This window comes from Pedobacter steynii (assembly GCF_900103665.1).
GTDB classification, from domain to species: domain Bacteria; phylum Bacteroidota; class Bacteroidia; order Sphingobacteriales; family Sphingobacteriaceae; genus Pedobacter; species Pedobacter steynii.
Window position 1 is genome coordinate 21,126 of record NZ_FNGY01000010.1, and the last position, 18,653, is coordinate 39,778.

Consider the following 18,653-nt stretch of genomic DNA (forward strand, 5'->3'; position numbering starts at 1 on the left):
TTGTTTGCTGCTACTTTAGATACCACCATAGAATATCTTAAAGGTGTAGGGCCTAAGCGCGCTGAGCTTTTACAGAAAGAATTGCGCATTTTTACCTATGATGACCTGTTGAACTATTTTCCTTTCCGGTATATAGACAGGACAAGGTTCTATAAAATTAATGAGCTTGATACCGATCTCCCCTATGTTCAGATTCTTGGACGGATCACAGGGAAGGAGCAGATCGGAGAAAAACATAAAAAGAGAATTGTTGCACGTCTTACGGATGAAACGGGATCTATTGAACTGGTTTGGTTTCAAAGCTTAAAATGGGTGGATGAAAATGTTTCCCGTGGAAAGGTCTATATCGTCTTCGGCAAGCCTACGGCCTTCAATGGTTCCTTCAGTATTTCTCATCCTGAACTGGAAAGCTACCCAAGACCAGCCACCATCACCGGGAATTTAAGGTTACAGCCCGTATATAATTCTACAGAAAAACTAAAGAAGTTCTTTCTCGATAGTAAGGGCATTCAGAAATTGCAAACTCTGGTGATCGAACAACTTCTACCGGAGGTAAGGGAAAGTATGCCGGCCTATATTTTGGATAAATATCAAATGGTAACTAAAAAGGAAGCCCTTTTGAGTATCCATTTTCCCAGGGATGTAAAAGCATTAAAGGGGGCGGAAAGAAGATTGAAATTTGAAGAGTTGTTTTTTATTCAGCTTCAACTTCTACACAATAAGCAAATCAGGGAATGGAAGTTCAAAGGACATCAGTTTAATGCGGTTGGAGAAGCTGTAAATACTTTTTATAAGGAAATACTCCCCTTTGAACTCACCGGTGCGCAGAAGCGCGTAGTTAAAGAAATTAGAATGGATACCCAAAGAGGTATTCAAATGAACAGGCTAGTGCAGGGCGATGTAGGCAGTGGAAAAACTGTAGTTGCGCTGATGAGCATGTTGCTGGCAATTGATAATGGTTACCAGGCTTGCATGATGGCACCGACAGAAATCCTGGCCCGACAGCATTATGAATCTATTACGTCGCTATTGGACGGACGTCTGGCTAAAGTCGCAATCCTGACAGGTAGTACGACCAAAAAGCAAAGAACGAAGCTCCATGAGGAGCTGGAGGCCGGAGAGATTGATATCCTGGTCGGTACTCATGCACTGATTGAAGATAAGGTGGTGTTTAAAAATCTGGCTTTAGTAGTGATTGATGAGCAACATCGTTTTGGAGTAGAACAAAGGGCTAAACTTTGGCGTAAGAATGCAGTGCCTCCACATATTCTGGTGATGACTGCTACTCCAATTCCGCGAACTTTGGCGATGACCTTATACGGCGATCTGGATGTATCTGTGATTGATGAATTGCCAGTCGGTAGAAAGCCCATTGAAACCCGACACCTCTACGAAGGGCAAAGGTTGAGAATGTTCGGATTCATGAAGAACGAGATTGCGAAAGGGCGACAGGTATATGTCGTTTATCCCTTAATCAAGGAAAGCGAAAAACTGGATCTTTTACACCTGGAAGCAGGAGTAGAGCAAATGAGTTATCAGTTTCCAAGACCTGATTACCAAATTAGTATTGTGCACGGAAAAATGAGTAACGCGGATAAACAGTTTGAAATGCAGCGCTTCATAGAGGGGAAGAGCCAAATCATGGTGGCCACTACTGTGATTGAAGTCGGAGTAAACGTTCCTAATGCTTCTATCATGATCATTGAGAATGCGGAACGGTTTGGATTGTCCCAGTTGCACCAGTTAAGGGGGCGTGTAGGGCGGGGGGCAGAACAGTCTTATTGTATCCTAATGTCTGGAAATAAATTGAGTGCGGATGGTCGTCTGAGATTGGATACTATGGTAAAAACAAACAATGGGTTTGAGATTTCTGAAATCGACCTGCAGTTGCGGGGGCCTGGGGATATTACTGGGACACAGCAAAGTGGGGTATTGGAATTAAAACTGGCAGATCTGGCTACAGATCAACTGATCTTGCAGGAAGCAAGAAATACAGTTATCAATATTCTTGAGGGAGATCCAAAGCTGGAACTCCCTGAAAATAGTTTGTTGAAAACATACCTCAACAAAAGAAGCATAGGCATTGCTTTCGATAAAATTTCTTAATCTTCGTCGCTTCCCGGAAGAGATCCTGAGCCGGAATATGCGCCTTTTCTGATAATTGGCATGCCAAGATGTTTATATAAATCATCTAAATGCATCAGGCTCCCGTTGGTTAAATTGCCCAGGAAGATAACGACAATGTTCTTCTGAAAATCACGTACATAGATATGTCTGAAACCATGCCACCAACCGGTGTGGTACACCACTTTTCTGCCATTCTCACCATCAAACATGCGCCATCCGTAGCCATAATTAAAGTGTCCATTGATGGCTTTATTATGTCCTTTATACGCGGAATCTAAACTTTCTTTCTTCAAAAGACGGCCATTTTTCAACGCTTTGTCATATAAAACGAGATCATGCAATGTGCTGTAAATTCCTTTATCACCAACCGGGCCATCCAGGAAATTTTGTACGACTGAATACCTCCAGGTCCGGTCGTGGCCAACTACATCCACAGGGATTTTTGGATAAACAGTTGTTGAATATACGTGCGTATGTTTCATTCCTGATGGCTTGAAGATATTCTCCATCATGTAATCTGCATAAGGTTTACCTGTCACTTTTTCAATGATCGCAGCCAATACCATGTAATTGGAATTGTTGTAATGGAAGCGGGTATCAGGTTTTGCGTATCGGTTTGGTTTATATTCTGCAATGAGGTTCATCACATCGTTATTGCTCATCGGTTTTTTCTTGTCCTTCCAGATGCCATCAGAAAAATAAACATAGTTCATCATCCCACTACGGTGGGTCAGGAGTAACTTAATGTTAATGCCCTCATAAGGGAAATTAGGATAGAACTTTTTTACATCATCTGTGAGATGTAGTTTTCCTTGTTCTATTAACTGCATAATTGCAGTACCTGTAAAAGTTTTGGTCACAGAGGCGAGTTCAAATTCTGAATTTATTTTCAAACTGTCGCGGTGTAGGTAATCTGCCCATCCTATGGCTCTTTCGTAAAGGATTTTACCATCTTTTGCGACAAGCATGTTCCCATTGAAGCCATATTTCTTATGTAGGTTCTCTACAAAATCAGCAATGAACTTATCGCCTTTGGCAGGATTGTATGCCAGTAAAAGGCTGTCGGCTTTGTCGTCTTCCGCAGTCCGTTCCTTACTAGGTACGGTATGGGCTGCGTTTTTCTTTGAATTGGAGCAGGCAAAAAACAAAAAAGTGGCCACTGAAGCCACGGCTAAAATATTACGATAAGTCATGAATAATAAAATACTTTTAAACGCCCGAAAAATAAGGAATATTAAGGCTTTAAACGCAAAAGAGTTTTAAACATTGTTAATTAGGAGCTTTGTTTTCAGAATGTTTTGTTTTTTAGCTGACGTAATCCTGTAGATCCGTTTTTTGTGATGCATTTAGAAACTGAAATGAGGGCTTTAGGATAGATTTATTGCTTTTTTTGAACTGTATTAAACATCTGACAATAATGCCCCTTTTAAAAGTATAAAAAGCCTAAATTTGTGAAATAAAATATTTAACTCTATGAATTTTAGAACCGAACACGATACCATGGGTGAAGTGCAGGTACCTGCCGATAAATATTGGGGGGCTCAGACTGAACGTTCACGTAATAATTTTAAAATAGGGCCTGAGGCATCTATGCCAAAGGAAATTATACATGCTTTTGGTTACCTTAAAAAAGCAGCGGCCTTAGCGAATACAGAATTAGGTGTATTGACGGCAGAAAAAGCAGATTTAATTGCAAAAGCTTGTGATGAGGTGATCGCAGGTGCTTTAGATGAACAATTTCCTTTGGTGATCTGGCAAACGGGCTCAGGAACCCAAAGTAACATGAACGCAAATGAAGTGATTGCTTACCGTGCCCATGTTTTAAATGGTGGCGACCTTGCGGATGAAAAAAAGGTATTGCATCCTAATGATGATGTGAATAAATCTCAATCATCTAATGATACTTATCCTACTGCAATGCACATTGCAGCTTACAAACAAGCGGTAGAAATTACCATTCCAGGATTAGAGAAATTACGCAATACTTTAGAAAAGAAAGTTACAGAATTCAGCACCATTGTTAAGACAGGACGCACCCATTTTATGGATGCAACCCCACTTACTTTAGGCCAGGAATTTTCCGGGTATGTTCAGCAAATTGACAATAGCATCAGAGCAATCAAAAATGCATTGGTTATGATCAGTGAACTGGCTCTCGGTGGTACTGCCGTAGGTACAGGTTTAAATACCCCAAAAGGATACGATGTGCTGGTTGCTCAGAAAATTGCAGAATTAACAGGTCTTCCTTTTATAACTGCTCCAAATAAATTTGAGGCCCTTGCAGCTCATGATGCGATGGTAGAATTGTCTGCCGCGTATAAACGCACTGCAGTTTCTCTAATGAAAGTGGCCAATGATGTAAGAATGTTAAGCTCTGGACCTCGTTGTGGAATCGGTGAAATCATCATTCCTGACAATGAGCCAGGATCTTCTATTATGCCAGGTAAAGTTAATCCGACACAACCGGAAGCATTGACTATGGTATGTGCTCAGGTAATGGGTAATGACGTTACTGTTGGAATCGGTGGAAGCAATGGTCATTTTGAACTGAATGTTTTCAAACCGGTAATCGCAGCAAATGTATTACAATCAGGTCGCCTGATTGGAGATGCCTGTGTCTCATTTAATGATAAATGTGCCGAAGGTATCTTGCCCAACCTTCCTGAAATTAAGAAACATTTAGAAAACTCTCTGATGTTAGTGACGGCGTTGAATCCTCATGTAGGTTACGAGAACGCAGCAAAAATTGCAAAAAAAGCACATAAAGAAAACAAAACATTACGTGCAGCGGCTGTTGAGCTTGGTTTGCTGACTGGCGAACAGTTTGATGAATGGGTTCGTCCGGAAGATATGGTCGGAAGTTTAAAATAATTTATAAAAATACCCCGATATGTGGAGATTGATAAGTTCCCTTTTACTCATTTCAGGCCTGTTCGCTTCGTGTAGCAGGTTGCCTAATGTACAAGGGAAGGGTGAGGCTTTTTTGCAGGGTGTTTGGAATCAGGATAGTATCCCCAATGCCGGGAAGTTGCTGAATTATACGCAGCATAAATTTAAGTTTACCTGCGATTCATTCTATGTAGACTTAACCACGCATTCTAAAGTAAACTACTATCCTGATTCCTGTTTTAATAACGGCGTTTGGAAAGAGTATGCTAAAGGAGTTTATGAGGTTCGTAATGACAGCCTGATTCTGGAAGGTACTTATACCAAAGCCAACTATAAACAAAAGATTTCCGGTTGTTATCAGATTGGGAGGTATATCAAAAGCTTTTATATTAAGTCCTTTGAGCCCAATAAGCTATTCCTTCAAAGTGCGAGTGACCAAAGAGAATGCAACCTGGTTTTGAAAGAGAAAATTATTTGTAAACCCAAAGCGCTATAAACCTTTTAAAATACGTTCTTATGAAAATCAAATCAATCAACAAATCAATGAGGGTTGCCTTAACCATTGCGGTAATGGCCTACCTTCCACTAAACGCCAGTGCATGGGGAATGCTTGGCCACAGAATCGTTGGACAGGTTGCCGAGGCACACCTTACAAGCAGGGCACTTCAAGGTGTCAAGGGAGTTTTAGGTACGGAAAGTCTGGCCATGGCGAGTACATGGGGAGATTTCATTAAATCCGATACCGCCTATAATTATCTGTACAACTGGCACTTTGTAAACCTTCCTGCTGACCTTGACAAACAAGGAGTTTTCAACTTCCTGGATACGGATCATGGTCCAAATGTTTACAACAAGATTCCTGAAATGGTATCTGTGCTGAAAAATCCTCAAAGTACCGCAGATCAGAAAAGACTGGCCATGCGAATGCTTGTCCATTTGGTTGGCGATTTAAACCAGCCAATGCATACAGCGCGCAAAGAAGATCTGGGAGGAAACAAAGTGTATGTAACCTGGTTCGGTGAAAAATCTAATCTGCATAAAGTTTGGGACGAAGGACTGATTGATTATCAGCAATTGAGTTATACAGAATATACAGCTGCCATTAACCATCCTTCTGAAGGTCAACTAACAGAATGGAAAAGCAGTTCGTTAAAAGATTACGTTTATGGGTCCTACGAAGCCTGCAATAAAATATATGCAAGTACCAAGCCAGAAGATAAATTGAGCTATAGGTACAACTTCGACTTTCTGGAACTTTTAAACACTCAATTGTTAAAAGGTGGTGTATGTCTTGCGAATATCCTTAACGACATCTATAATTAATATAAATGAAAATCCTAATGGTTTGTTTAGGCAATATCTGCCGCTCTCCCTTAGCAGAAGGGATCATGCGTCATTTAGTCGATGAACAGGAACTAGGCTGGGAGATCGCTTCTGCCGGTACAGGAGACTGGCATATAAATGAGCCTGCCGACAAAAGAAGTATTTCTGTTGCCCGAAGATTTGGTTATGATATTTCTAAGCAAAGAGCCAGACACTTTAACAAAAATTACTTCGATGAATTTGACCTGATTCTGGTGATGGATCAGAGTAATTTAAAAGATGTACTTAAGCTGGCCAGGGAACAGGAACACCGAGAAAAAGTGTCCCTGTTCCTTCCAGAAGACCTTGAAGTTGCTGACCCTTACTTTGATGAGCGGCTTTTTGAGCCTGTATTTCTACAAATTGAAGAACGCTGTAAGCAACTAATCGAGGAGATCAAAGCCAATAATTAAAGAAGAAAAATGCCTAATTCGATGCAGTCACCCAAATTATTTATGTTGATGCTCGGTTGCACACCGCCACCCCGTCGCATTGAACAACACGATATGTTTTTTTCTATCGCGGATTCATTAAAGGATTTGAAACAGGAGATTCTTGATTTCTGGCCTGAAGCGGGGGAGAAAATTCATGTAGATGCCTGGCGTGAAGTAACCGAAGTAGATGGTTACCAAATACAGGTGGTGGCTAAAGGAAGCATCCCCAATCAAACCAACCATTTATTCTTTATGAATCTTGGTGGGTATAAGCCTGGGGAGTTTGATGAACCGCATTATAAAATGCTAATTGTCGCCGCGGATAAGGCTTCAGCCATTCAGCAGGCAAAGCAAACGGCATTTTATAAACACACCGGTTTTGAAGGAGCAACTTCTCACATAGATGATAAATATGGAGTAGATATAGATGATGCTTTTGAAATCGTTGATGTTCTTTCTGATGAACTGAAACTTCAGTATGACCTGAAGATTGAGCTTACCAAAGGGCTACCAAAAGATGAGATCAATCTCGGTTATCTGAAATTCAGTAAAATATAATACTTTAAAAAAGAGGAGTCTCTTTTCATCCCCGAATATTTGCTGGAGGGCAAATATTCGAATGTCTTCAAAGAAACTCCTCTTTTTTTAATCCTGCACATTTGTACCGCTCTTACAGAGGGTATAAACGTGCAGGATTTTTAATTTGATCATTCTAGTGATCGGTTTGATGACCAGCTGTGATTTAGACCTTAATTTCAAAAAAAAGAAGCCGTTCTAAGAAAAGGCATAGGAATTTTGCCCTCTTCAGGGCAAAGGTTCCAGCCTTTGAATAGTAATGGCTTCTTTTTTAACAGGAACTCTAAAAAAAATGCCCCAATAAATTAACTTTATGGGGCATTTCAAAAGATAAGTGTCTTCTTATTACATTCCGAATTCTTTATCCAGGTAGTCAGAGACCTTAATGATCGCTTCGTCTATAGTGTCACTTAAAATGGTGATAAATGAACCTGAGCGAGCAGTAGCAATAATATATTTAAGACAATCATCGCCACTATTGTTAATGATGATATCCATATCCGGATTAATCTCGCGAATAGCTCCAATCTGTAAGTCAATTAGCTCTTGCTGGTTTCGGCCACGCAGGTATTTCTCCTGACAGATAATGATCTTATTGAACATTTGAGCAGCAATTTTTGCAGTCTCTCTAATGTCTGAATCTCTTCTGTCGCCAGTAGCAGAGATGACGCCGACATGTTCTGTTGCATCAATGGTCTTTAAATACGACTTAATGCCGCTATACCCATCAGGATTATGAGCAAAGTCGACCATGATTTGGAATTCTTTGAATTTAAAGGTATTCATCCTGCCTGGCGTTTGCGCTGCGGAAGGAATAAATGTTTCCAGAGACATGCGAATGTCTTCAATCTTATAACCCCAAAGGAAGGTCGCAAGTGTTGCCGCGAGCACATTCTGAATCATAAAATCAACACTACCACCAAAGGTCAATGGAACGTGGGTTACTTTCTCTACCCTAATTTTCCAGTCGCCTTTTTTGATTGTGATATAGCCGTTTTCATAGATGGCAGCTATTCCTCCTTTTTTACAATGCTCCACAATCACAGGATTGTTTTCATCCATACTGAAGTAGGCAACGTTACATTCTGCATTGGCTGCAATTTTAATACAGTATTTATTGTCTGCATTTAAAACGCCCCAGCCACTTCTTTTCACCGCACCAATAACAACTCCTTTTACTCTGGCGAGATCGTCAAGGGTATGGATGTCGGAGATGCCTAAATGGTCGGCCTGAATATTAGTAATGACGCCTATATCGCATCTGTTGAAACCCAGTCCTGCCCTCAGAATTCCGCCTCTTGCGGTTTCCAGAACGGCAAATTCTACGGTAGGATCTCTGAGTATAAATTCTGAACTCACAGGGCCGGTAGTATCCCCTTTCATCAGCATGGTATTCTGTACATAGATCCCGTCTGATGTGGTAAAACCAACCCTGGTTCCGTTACTTTTAACAATATGGGCAATTAGCCTTGTAGTGGTGGTTTTTCCATTGGTTCCGGTTACGGCGATAATTGGAATTATCGCAGATTTTCCAGGAGGGTAAAGCATATCAATTACCGGAGCGGCAACGTTTCTTGGGAGGCCTTCACTTGGGGCCAGGTGCATTCTAAAACCGGGAGCTGCATTTACTTCCAGTACCACGCCTCCATTTTCGGTTAAGGGCTGTGTCAGATTCTCTGCCATGATATCAATCCCACATATGTCCAGTCCGATTACTCTGGAGATCCGTTCACTGATAAATACATTTTGTGGATGGACAAGATCCGTCACATCAATGGAGGTCCCACCGGTACTTAAATTTGCAGTAGATTTGAGGTAGACAATTTCTCCTTGTGAAGGGATCGTTTCCAGTGTATATTCCTTTTTTGCCAGAAGGTCTAATGTGTCTCGGTCTACTGTGATCTCCGTTAACACATTCTCATGACCATAGCCTCTTCTGGGATCTGTATTTTCTTTATCAATAAGTTGCTGAATCGTTAGCTGACCATTTCCGGTCACATGTGCAGGGACACGAAGTGCTGCAGCAACCATTTTATGATCGATCACCAGAATTCTAAAATCATAGCCGTTAATGAAGCGCTCAATGATGACTTTCCTGGAATAGTTTTGTGCATACTCAAAGGCTTCTTTGGCGGCTTCATCCGTTTTTACATTGATGGTCGCTCCTTTTCCATGGTTTCCATCAAGGGGTTTAAATACCAATGGATATCCTACTTTTCGAATGGCATCGGCAAGGTCATTAGGGTCGGATATGGTTACACCTTTTGCAACGGGGATGGCAGAGTCCTGCAATAGTCTCTTTGTTTCGTCCTTGTTACAGGCAATGTCAACTGCGATTGAATTTGTCTTCTCAGTCATCGTGGCGCGGAAACGAACTTGATTCTTTCCATATCCCAGCTGTACCAGCGAACTCTTGTTCAATCGGATCCAGGGGATGTGTCTAGAAATGGCTTCATTAACGATAGAGCCTGTACTTGGCCCAAGACGCTCCAGCTCCCTTAGCTCGCGCATGCGGTGAATGTCGTGTTCCAGATCGTAATCCGTTCCATTGATGAGCGCTTCTGCAATCCTTACAGAAGCTTCTGCAGCATATAGACCAGCCTTTTCTTCCAGATAGCTAAATACGACATTGTAGATGCCGTCTGTTTTCGTTTGCCGGGTTCTGCCAAAGCCGGTATCCATTCCAGCAAGCGTTTGAATTTCTAATGCAATATGTTCGATTACATGCCCCATCCAGGTACCTTCCTGAATCCTCATCAGGAATCCTCCAGGTGCCCCTTTTGAACAACGGTGTGTGTATAGACTTGGTATTAATTTTTCAATCCTTTCTGCAAATCCATCAATTACATTGGTCGGATTTTGCTCCATCTCCTCCAGGTCAAGGCGCATTTGAATTAACTTTTTTCTGTTTATAGACCATATGTTTGGTCCTCGTAGCACCTGTATGCCTAATATTTTCATTCTAGATTGGTTATTTTGTGTTGGTAGTGACCATATTACGGGAACTGTTAGTAGCTAATTTGATAAGGTCAATGGAGAGATTAAAGTATAAATATTTTTCGAAAGTTCCGCTATTGGCCCGTTAAATGTTAGGAATATATTTTAAGCAAGGGATTGATGGGGGATAACTCTACAGGAAATTGTTAATAAGGGTGTAATATTGATAAATAATTCCTTGATATTAGGCTAATGCATATATATTTGGAATTATAGGAAATGTAAAGATTTAAGATGACTCCAAAGGGTAAACTAATAATTATAGGCGGTGCAATTAATACAGGAAGTTTCACAGAGACAACTTTTGGATTGCCCCAGAATATGAACTTTTTTGAAAGAGGTATTTTAAAGAAAATTACAACGGAATCATTAAAGGGAACGGCATCTCGTTTCGAGATCATTACTACAGCATCCCTGGTTCCGGAAAGGGTTGGAGAAGAATATATCAAAGCTTTCGGGCAGTTGGATGTCCAGGATGTAGGCGTTTTAAATATCAATAGCCGTGAGCAGGCGAATTCTGAAGAAAACAGCGGTCGTGTAAAGGCGGCAGACGTCATCATTTTTACCGGTGGTGATCAATTGCGCTTGTCGTCCATATTTGGGGGCACTGCTATTCATCAGATTCTTTTGGATAAATACCAGGATGAACCGGTAGTGATAGCCGGAACTTCTGCCGGGGCTGCGGCTAGTTCTAAAAATATGATCTATCAGGGAAGCAGTAAAGATGCGTTATTGAAAGGAGAAGTTAAGATCACCGGTGGACTGGGCTTTATTGACGGCGTAATCGTAGATACCCATTTTGTACAGCGTGGCAGAATAGGCAGGCTTTTATATGCTACGGCAAGTAATCCCGGAATCCTTGGGATTGGCCTTGGCGAAGATACAGGCTTATATATTTCAAATGGTAACATTATGGAAGCCATCGGGTCCGGAATGGTTATCCTGGTGGATGGCAGAAATATGGCCGATACGAACCTTACTGATGTGGATATGGGGCAACCTGTTTCTATTAACAATATGACCGTCCATGTGATGTGTGATGGAGACATTTATGACCTTACTGCACATAAACTGACCATTCACCACCCGAAGGTTGTTCCAATAGATTAAATCAATGAAAATAATCATTCACGGTGGATTTTTTAGTGAGTCTGGAACCAACCAGGAAACTAAAAAAGCAAAGCAAGATGCCTTATCGGCAATTGTGAGTCAATCTTATACCTATTTACAGACACATACGGCATTAGAAACTGTTATTTATGCAGTTGGCCTGCTGGAAGATAATGAACTATTTAACGCCGGACTGGGATCCCAGATTCAAAGTGATGGGAAGGTGCGGCTAAGTGCCTCATTGATGGATGGTAAAAGCCAAAAATTTAGCGGTGTAATCAATATTGAAAATGTCAAAAACCCAATTCAGGTTGCTGAGCAGTTGCTAAACTACGAGGATAAAGTTCTTAGTGGAGGCGGGGCTCTGGATTTTGCACGTGACCATGGTTTTGATTTTTTCAATCCCATTATTCCACAGAGACAACGGGAATATGAACAAAAACTAGCTCAATCCAGCAGGATAGGCACTGTTGGGTGTGTCGCGCTAGATGCAGATGGAAATCTGGCTGCAGCAACGTCTACCGGAGGAAAAGGATTTGAAATTCCCTGTCGTGTGAGTGATTCCGCTACTGTTGCGGGAAATTTTGCAAACGAATATGCAGGTATTTCCTGTACCGGGGTTGGTGAAGATATTGTAAGCACAGCGCTTGCGGCGAAGATTGTGACGCGTGTTACAGATGGATTTACCTTGAAAGATGCAAGCGATAAATCCTTTGCAGAATTAAAAACTTTTGATGGTTTTGCAGGGGTAATCGGAATCTCCTCCAAAGGAGAGGTTTATCATACTGACTCCCATCCTTATATGGTCTGGGCTGCTTTTGACGGTAGTTTACAGGTGTTTAACTAAATTTGTTATATCTTTATCGGATGAACAAAATTTGTTTAGTAATCATTTGCCTGTTATTTTCAGGGAGGGCGATGACACAAACCAATACTTTTCTACCACAAGAGCCTCCGGTGACCAGCGGAGCAATAAATATTGTGACTTCCAGTCTGGAAGAAGCAGATGGAAATACTTATTTTGCTGAGGCTGTAAAAAACGAAAAAAGAGGCGATTTGAATGATGCCCTCACTTTATTTGGTAAAGCAGCATTTGAATATAACAGCTCTAAACTGTTTGTTCGCTATGGAGAAGCATTGTTAAGGTTAGGAAATGTTCATTTTCTGATGAGCCATTATGGAGAAGCAGAACAGGTAATCCTGAATGTTGCATTAAAGAACTATTCCCGTATTGGAAGTAAAACAGGGCAAATGGAATCTTACTATCAATTGGGAAGGATTTATTTTGCTGCAAATAAACTGACACAATCTTTATGGTTTTACACACAGCAGGGAATTTTGGCGAAGCAGGTAAACAACAATAATGCTTATATTGAATCTGTTCTTGGTATTGCTCAGGTGAAAATCAAGAAAAAGGAATACACCCTTGCTTTAAGAGATATTAACAGAGCTGAATTATTGGCCAAATCGTCAAATACGACTCAATTTAAAAATAAGATTAAGGAAGTGAAATCCTTAATTCCTTCTAAACTAACGGTTAAGAAGTCGTAGGTCGGGGTGTGAAATTATCTCGGACCTATTGTTTTTTGTATAGAATTTTTAATTACTTTTGATAAGTTTACAGAAAAGAGACGGTAATATTACTGTCTCTTTTCTGTTTATTAGTGATATTGGTATCATATTAGTTGTGCATTACAAAATGGATTTTAAATTATTCAAAGAGATGTTAAAAAGAACATTACTGGTGGCCTTTACTGCGGCTGTACTTGCGTGCCAGGCTGCTGCCCCGAAGCCACAACAATTAGTGAAGGGCGTAAGTAATATTGTGCCGGATGAAAGACAGGCTCTCGTAGTTAAAGAGGTTGTTGGACTGATCGAAAACTACAATTATAAAAAGATAAAGCTAAATGATTCTATTTCCTCATTAATCCTGGATAAGTACATTAAGGACCTGGATCCTTATAAGTACTATTTTCTGGCTTCTGACATTAAAGATTTTGAGCAATTTAGGAATTCATTGGATGATGACTTCAGAAATGGTGATCTGAGTGCGCCTTTCTACATCTTTAATGTATATCTAAAACGATATAATGAATGGCTTACCTATACGCTTTCACAGGTAAAGACGAAATATGATTTTACCCAGGACGATACCTATGTGTTTGACCGAGAGAAAATGCCATGGATCACATCTGTTGCAGGACTTAATGATGTCTGGAAAAAAAAGGTGAAATATGACCTTGTAAATCTGAAGATTGCGGGAGCAACTCCGGCAAAAAATATAGAAACATTAACTAAAAGATATGAAAGTCTAAAATCGCAGGCGTCGAAGGTAAATAACCAGGATGTATTTCAGACGATTATGGACGCCTTTACAGAAACCATCGATCCGCATACCAATTATTTTAATCCGGCAAATGCGCAGCAGTTCAATGAAGATATGGCCCGTTCGTTTGAGGGAATCGGTGCGAGACTGAGACAGGATAATGATATTCTTAAAATTGAAGAGATCATTCCGGGTGGACCAGCCTTCAAAAGCAAGCTCCTAAGTGCCGGCGACAGAATTGTGGGCGTAGCTCAGGGAGCTGGTGAATTTGAAGACATCATCGGATGGAGAATCGATAATTCTGTTGCTAAGATAAAAGGGCCTAAAGGAACTAAGGTCAGGTTGAAAATCATCCCTGTAGGGCGTGAGCTTTCTTCTAAGCCTGTCATCATTGAATTGACAAGAGAAAGGATCGTGATGGAAGATCAATCGGCCAAAAAGACAGTAAAGACAATTCAGTCGGATGGCAAATCTTATAAAATCGGAATCATTAGGGTTCCTGCCTTTTATGCAGATTTCAAAGCGGCGAATGCTGGTGATCCGAACTATAAAAGCACAACCCGTGATGTGAAGTTACTGATTGATACCTTAAAGAATAAAGATAAAGTAGATGCGATTGTGATGGACTTACGTGCCAATGGTGGTGGTTCATTGGTAGAAGCAATTGATCTGACGGGTTTGTTTATTGATAAAGGACCGGTAGTGCAGGTAAAAGACATTAAGAACAGTGTTGAGGTAAGTGAGGATACCAACGCAGGCGTTGCCTGGAGTGGTCCGTTTGGAGTGATGGTGGATCGTCTGAGTGCTTCTGCATCCGAGATCTTTGCCGGTGCTATTCAGGATTACGGAAGAGGAATAATCATGGGAACACAAACTTATGGTAAAGGAACTGTGCAATCCTCAATAGACTTGAACAGGTTGGTAAATCCATCTATTTTGCAAAGAATTGCTGCTTTAGTCAGTAAAGATGCGAAGACAACAATTAAAACCGTTGATGGGAAAAACGGTGCGCCGGTTCAATTGGGACAGATCAACTTAACGATGGCTAAGTTTTATCGTGTAACCGGAAGTAGCACGCAACATAAAGGGGTAATGCCTGATATTCAGTTTCCTTCACTTTACCCTTTGAATAAAATTGGAGAAGATACGGAACCTTCGGCCTTGCCTTGGGACGAAGTACAACGATCTAATTTCAAGGCGGTAGCGGACCTGAATCCATTGAAACCGGAATTGATGAAACTTCATCAGGCAAGAATGGCAAATTCATTAGATTATAAAACATTGGAACAAGATATTGCTGATGTTAAAAAACGCGAAGGAGAAGTATCAGTGACGTTAAATGAAACGAAACTGAAAGCAGAACGTGATAGTCTGGAGACGAAATCACTTGCCAGAATTAATCAGTTAAGAGCAGCTAAAGGTTTGGCCCCTGTTAAAAAAGGAGATAAGATCAAGAAGGAAGAAAACTTTGATTTCATTGAAGATGAAAGCTTACAGATAATGGCAGACTTAATGAGATTTACCAATCCCAATAAAGCAGAATTGGTGAAAGTTAAAGGCGGATTTAACTAGATAAATTCGAGACTGAGCAGTAGTTCAGACATAAAAAAAGAGTTCATCAGCTGATGAACTCTTTTTTTATGTCTTTATTATTTGCTTATTTCGCCGGCTTATCGTCTCGGTTCTTCTGGATTTGCATGGCCATCATTTCTTTCATGGTTTTATTCATTCCCTCTGTGGAACCATCAAGGAATACCACATTGCCATCGCTATTCTCTGCAAAATGTTTAATAGATTCTGTCCACATCGTGAAGAGGATCACGGAAATATCAAGGTTTGCTTCTTCCATTTCCTGGGCTGCTTTAGTCATCCCGTGTGCAACTTCTGCGCGGAATAACGCAATACCTTGCCCGCGTAACTGGGCAGCTTCTCTTTCCGCAGCTGCGGCAATTTTGATGGCATTACCATCTGCTTCTGCGCCTTTTGTTTTGGTAATCAGTAAAGCCTGACCTTCATTCTCTGCAGCGGCTTTTAAATTGTTTGAAGCCACCACTCTGCTCATGGAACGCATGATCTCCTCATCAAAGGTGATGTCGTTCAACTGCAAATCCTGGAGGTGATAACCCCAGCTTTCCAGTACCTGGTCAATCTGATGTTTTACATGGTCAACGATTTCATTCCTTTGCGCCAAAACATTGGCCTGACGCTGAGTGGCTACGTATGCGCGAATCGATCCTTCGATCGTACGGATCAAGGCCTGCATCAGGTTGGTAGAGTCTACAAACTTAAACGCTACATTCTTAATGGTTTCTTCATCATGATTAAGGACTGAATAAAGCAGCATAGCCTTGAAATAGACGTTTGCCTGATCCTGTGTTACCGCCTGGAAAGAAAGTTCAACAGAACGATTCTGAATCGAAATTCTGGAATGAATGTTTTCAACTAAAGGAATCTTTAGGCTCAGTCCCGGTCTTAGCAGGCGTCGGTATTTCCCAAAGATGGTGATCACGGCAATCGTTCCTTGTTTTACCGTAACAAAAGAGCTGACCAGAACAACAAGAACAATGAATACGAAAATGTAAGATGTATAGTCCATAAGTATGGGTTTTTGATTAAAAAATAACTTCTTCAAGATACAAAGAATTCCTGCCGTATGGTGGAGGCAAAATTATTTTATAGGGAGAAGAACGATGGGGCATAGATTTTGCATTGATGAGTTGAACTTAAACTAAAATATGATGAATGTTAAACGCACTTTTGGAACTATTCTAACTATTTTAGGGATTATAGGCCTAATTTATGCCGGTTACGGGTTTATTAAACATAGCCTGCAAACCAGAGAGCTGATTGTAGCGGCTATTATTGGTCTGATTTTCTTTGTTTCGGGAATCGGACTGGTGAAAAATACAAAAGACGAGGCTTAGTTATTTTTCAATTCAATATGTCCGTTTTCTGAGAAATCAAGGCGATGACCCGGAAAATCTGTATCTGTAAGAAACTTTATTTTTTTGAATGCGCCATAGTTTTCATCCAGGGTCAGACGGGTTGATTTATCCTGTTTTACGGATACGACGTCTGCATAGAGAAAATCTCCTTTGCCATTGAGCTTAATCTGCATCAGTGGAGCAATGCCATTGGGGCCTTTTAAACTAAACATTCCATAGGTACAGAAGTTACCGAGGCTATAAGCAATAAATTTATTTTTATAAACTTCTACTGCTCTCGTTACATGGGGGCCATGTCCTATCACGATATCTGCTCCTGCATCAATTACTGAATGGGCAAATTTGTAAACATTACCTCTGTTTTCTTTGTAAAAGATTTCATTTTTTCGGGGTACATGCTCAAATTTCGCACCCTCTCCACCACCATGAAAAGAGACAATGACAATATCTACCTGTTTTTTTAACCGTGCTACAAATTCTTTTGCACTATCGATCTTATTGATGGAAACCGTATTTTCATTGGGCGCAAAAGCACAGAACGCATATTTCACACTGTCTTTTTCAAAAATTTTAAAAGGGTGAGATTGAAGACCTGCGTAATTAATCTGAAGAGAATCCAGGATTTCGGTAGTCCTTGTCCGGCCTTTTTTGCCAAAGTCTCCCACGTGGTTGTTGGCCACGCTGAAGAGGTTAAAACCTGCTTTTTTGAAGATACCAGCATACCGTTCCGGCATTCTGAAAGCGAAACAGCTATTGCTGTTAGGGTCGCTACATTTAGTGGATTTCCCATTGTCGAGTAAACAACCTTCCAGATTTCCGAAAATGATGTCTCCTTTTAGAAAGCGATCCACTTCTTTGAAACTGTTGATGGCGTCGTCGGCCGGGAGGTTAGCTTTGTCGGGGAAAGCCGATCCCAGCATCATATCTCCAACCGCAGTAATAGAAATCGTGTCTGTAATGGAAAGTGTATCTTTTTTTATCGTTTGCCTGGTCGTGTCTGATTTGAGTTGTTGAGGGACACTGGCGCTGTTTCCCTGGCAGCTGAACATAAATATAACTGAGGAAAGTGCAAGGGCAATGGTGTTTGAGAATTTCATTTGTTTAGAGGTAGTGCTTTGTCATAAAAAAAGTCCTCCTAAAAATTAGGAGGACTCAATATATTTTTAGTTTGCTGAGGCTTACTCCTCAATCAGGTCATTTTTTACAGGATCGAGAATTCTGCCACCTTTGTAAAAATACCGGGAATAATAAGGTTCGTTTAAATTGCTGATCACGACTCCACGACTGGAAGATGCATGAGCGAAGCGGTTATCTCCAAGGTAAATGCCGATATGCGTAATGCTGCGGCTTTTGATCTTAAAGAATACCAGATCTCCTTCTTTTAGTTCATCCTTTGGCAATGGATCTACCATGCTAAAGATATCACGTGAATTGCGGAGTATGGTGGTGTTGAAAACTTTATCGTAAATCGCTTTTGTGAAAGCAGAACAATCAATGCCTCTCTTGGTATTTCCTCCAAAACGGTAAGGAGTGCCAATCCATTCATAAATGAATTTGTAGAGTTTGATGTTAGAGGTTGCATCTACCGCAACACCCATTACCTGAGAAAAATATTGTGAAGCTAAATTATCAGGATCTTCTAATTTATTGGTTTCTTTTGTTTTTGTCTGTGCGTGAACGGCAGAAAGGCTGCACGAGACAATGAGGGTAGAAAACAAAAATTTTTTTATCATACTATTAAGTTTGGGTAATAGACACTTACACTTAAACGTACACCACTTGGGGCTTATTGTCCGGTGCCAAAACTATGTATTTTACAAATGTTATCCAAATGTAAAATGTTTAAATCTAAAAGTTATCCACATTTTATGTAACCTTAGTGTTCAT

16 protein-coding genes are annotated in these 18,653 nt (G+C 40.7%); 11 read left to right on the top strand and 5 right to left on the bottom strand.

Annotated elements, in window-relative coordinates; translation table 11 throughout:
• Entirely contained in the window at positions 1–2,106 is a 2,106-nt protein-coding gene (gene recG, locus BLQ87_RS24470) for an ATP-dependent DNA helicase RecG (RefSeq protein WP_074611563.1), read from the top strand.
• Here the strand turns inward: recG and BLQ87_RS24475 are convergent.
• A complete protein-coding gene (locus tag BLQ87_RS24475; RefSeq protein WP_074611564.1) occupies positions 2,103–3,320 on the bottom strand; it encodes a serine hydrolase domain-containing protein in 1,218 nt (405 codons plus the stop codon). The genes recG and BLQ87_RS24475 overlap by 4 nt on opposite strands.
• A gap of 280 nt (positions 3,321–3,600) precedes the next feature.
• Here BLQ87_RS24475 and fumC point away from each other — a divergent pair, with 280 nt between their 5' ends.
• Genes fumC through BLQ87_RS24500 form a run of 5 tightly spaced genes read left to right on the top strand, consistent with a single transcriptional unit; the run spans position 3,601 to position 7,370 of the window.
• Positions 3,601–4,998, top strand: a complete 1,398-nt coding sequence (gene fumC, locus BLQ87_RS24480) for a class II fumarate hydratase (protein WP_074611565.1) — start codon at positions 3,601–3,603, stop codon at positions 4,996–4,998.
• A gap of 19 nt (positions 4,999–5,017) precedes the next feature.
• Entirely contained in the window at positions 5,018–5,512 is a 495-nt protein-coding gene (locus BLQ87_RS24485; protein ID WP_074611566.1) for a fumarate hydratase, read from the top strand.
• A 20-nt stretch (positions 5,513–5,532) separates the two neighbouring features.
• The gene (locus BLQ87_RS24490; protein WP_074611567.1) at positions 5,533–6,339 is read left to right on the top strand and encodes a S1/P1 nuclease; all 807 of its coding nucleotides are present in this window, start codon (positions 5,533–5,535) and stop codon (positions 6,337–6,339) included.
• 5 nt (positions 6,340–6,344) lie between these two features.
• Positions 6,345–6,791: a low molecular weight protein-tyrosine-phosphatase gene (locus BLQ87_RS24495; protein WP_074611568.1), complete on the top strand. Its 447-nt coding sequence runs from the start codon at positions 6,345–6,347 to the stop codon at positions 6,789–6,791.
• A 48-nt stretch (positions 6,792–6,839) separates the two neighbouring features.
• Positions 6,840–7,370, top strand: a complete 531-nt coding sequence (locus tag BLQ87_RS24500; protein ID WP_317048295.1) for a DUF1543 domain-containing protein — start codon at positions 6,840–6,842, stop codon at positions 7,368–7,370.
• A gap of 363 nt (positions 7,371–7,733) precedes the next feature.
• Here BLQ87_RS24500 and cphA read toward each other — a convergent pair whose 3' ends face one another.
• Entirely contained in the window at positions 7,734–10,349 is a 2,616-nt protein-coding gene (gene cphA, locus BLQ87_RS24505) for a cyanophycin synthetase (protein WP_074611570.1), read from the bottom strand.
• A 270-nt stretch (positions 10,350–10,619) separates the two neighbouring features.
• Here cphA and BLQ87_RS24510 point away from each other — a divergent pair, with 270 nt between their 5' ends.
• From BLQ87_RS24510 to BLQ87_RS24525, 4 genes are all read left to right on the top strand, one after another.
• On the top strand, positions 10,620–11,495 hold the full coding sequence (locus tag BLQ87_RS24510; protein ID WP_074611571.1) for a cyanophycinase: 876 nt from the start codon (positions 10,620–10,622) through the stop codon (positions 11,493–11,495).
• A gap of 4 nt (positions 11,496–11,499) precedes the next feature.
• Positions 11,500–12,342: an isoaspartyl peptidase/L-asparaginase gene (locus BLQ87_RS24515; protein WP_074611572.1), complete on the top strand. Its 843-nt coding sequence runs from the start codon at positions 11,500–11,502 to the stop codon at positions 12,340–12,342.
• Between the two features lie 20 nt (positions 12,343–12,362).
• Complete coding sequence (locus BLQ87_RS24520; protein WP_074611573.1) at positions 12,363–13,046, top strand: tetratricopeptide repeat protein; 684 nt, start codon at positions 12,363–12,365, stop codon at positions 13,044–13,046.
• A 172-nt stretch (positions 13,047–13,218) separates the two neighbouring features.
• Positions 13,219–15,393 (top strand): carboxy terminal-processing peptidase, encoded by a 2,175-nt coding sequence (locus BLQ87_RS24525; protein ID WP_317048292.1) that lies wholly within the window; start codon positions 13,219–13,221, stop codon positions 15,391–15,393.
• An 85-nt stretch (positions 15,394–15,478) separates the two neighbouring features.
• On the opposite strand, the gene BLQ87_RS24530 is transcribed toward BLQ87_RS24525, so the two are convergent.
• Positions 15,479–16,417 carry an SPFH domain-containing protein gene (locus tag BLQ87_RS24530; protein WP_074611575.1) on the bottom strand — a complete coding sequence of 313 codons (939 nt, stop codon included), beginning with the start codon at positions 16,415–16,417 and terminating at the stop codon, positions 15,479–15,481.
• Between the two features lie 139 nt (positions 16,418–16,556).
• Here BLQ87_RS24530 and BLQ87_RS24535 point away from each other — a divergent pair, with 139 nt between their 5' ends.
• A complete protein-coding gene (locus BLQ87_RS24535; RefSeq protein ID WP_245723921.1) occupies positions 16,557–16,745 on the top strand; it encodes a hypothetical protein in 189 nt (62 codons plus the stop codon).
• On the opposite strand, the gene BLQ87_RS24540 is transcribed toward BLQ87_RS24535, so the two are convergent.
• Both BLQ87_RS24540 and BLQ87_RS24545 read right to left on the bottom strand, forming a co-directional pair.
• Entirely contained in the window at positions 16,742–17,863 is a 1,122-nt protein-coding gene (locus tag BLQ87_RS24540) for a CapA family protein (RefSeq protein ID WP_074611576.1), read from the bottom strand. The genes BLQ87_RS24535 and BLQ87_RS24540 overlap by 4 nt on opposite strands.
• A gap of 81 nt (positions 17,864–17,944) precedes the next feature.
• On the bottom strand, positions 17,945–18,499 hold the full coding sequence (locus BLQ87_RS24545) for a C40 family peptidase (RefSeq protein WP_073231909.1): 555 nt from the start codon (positions 18,497–18,499) through the stop codon (positions 17,945–17,947).
• Positions 18,500–18,653 lie beyond the last annotated feature (154 nt).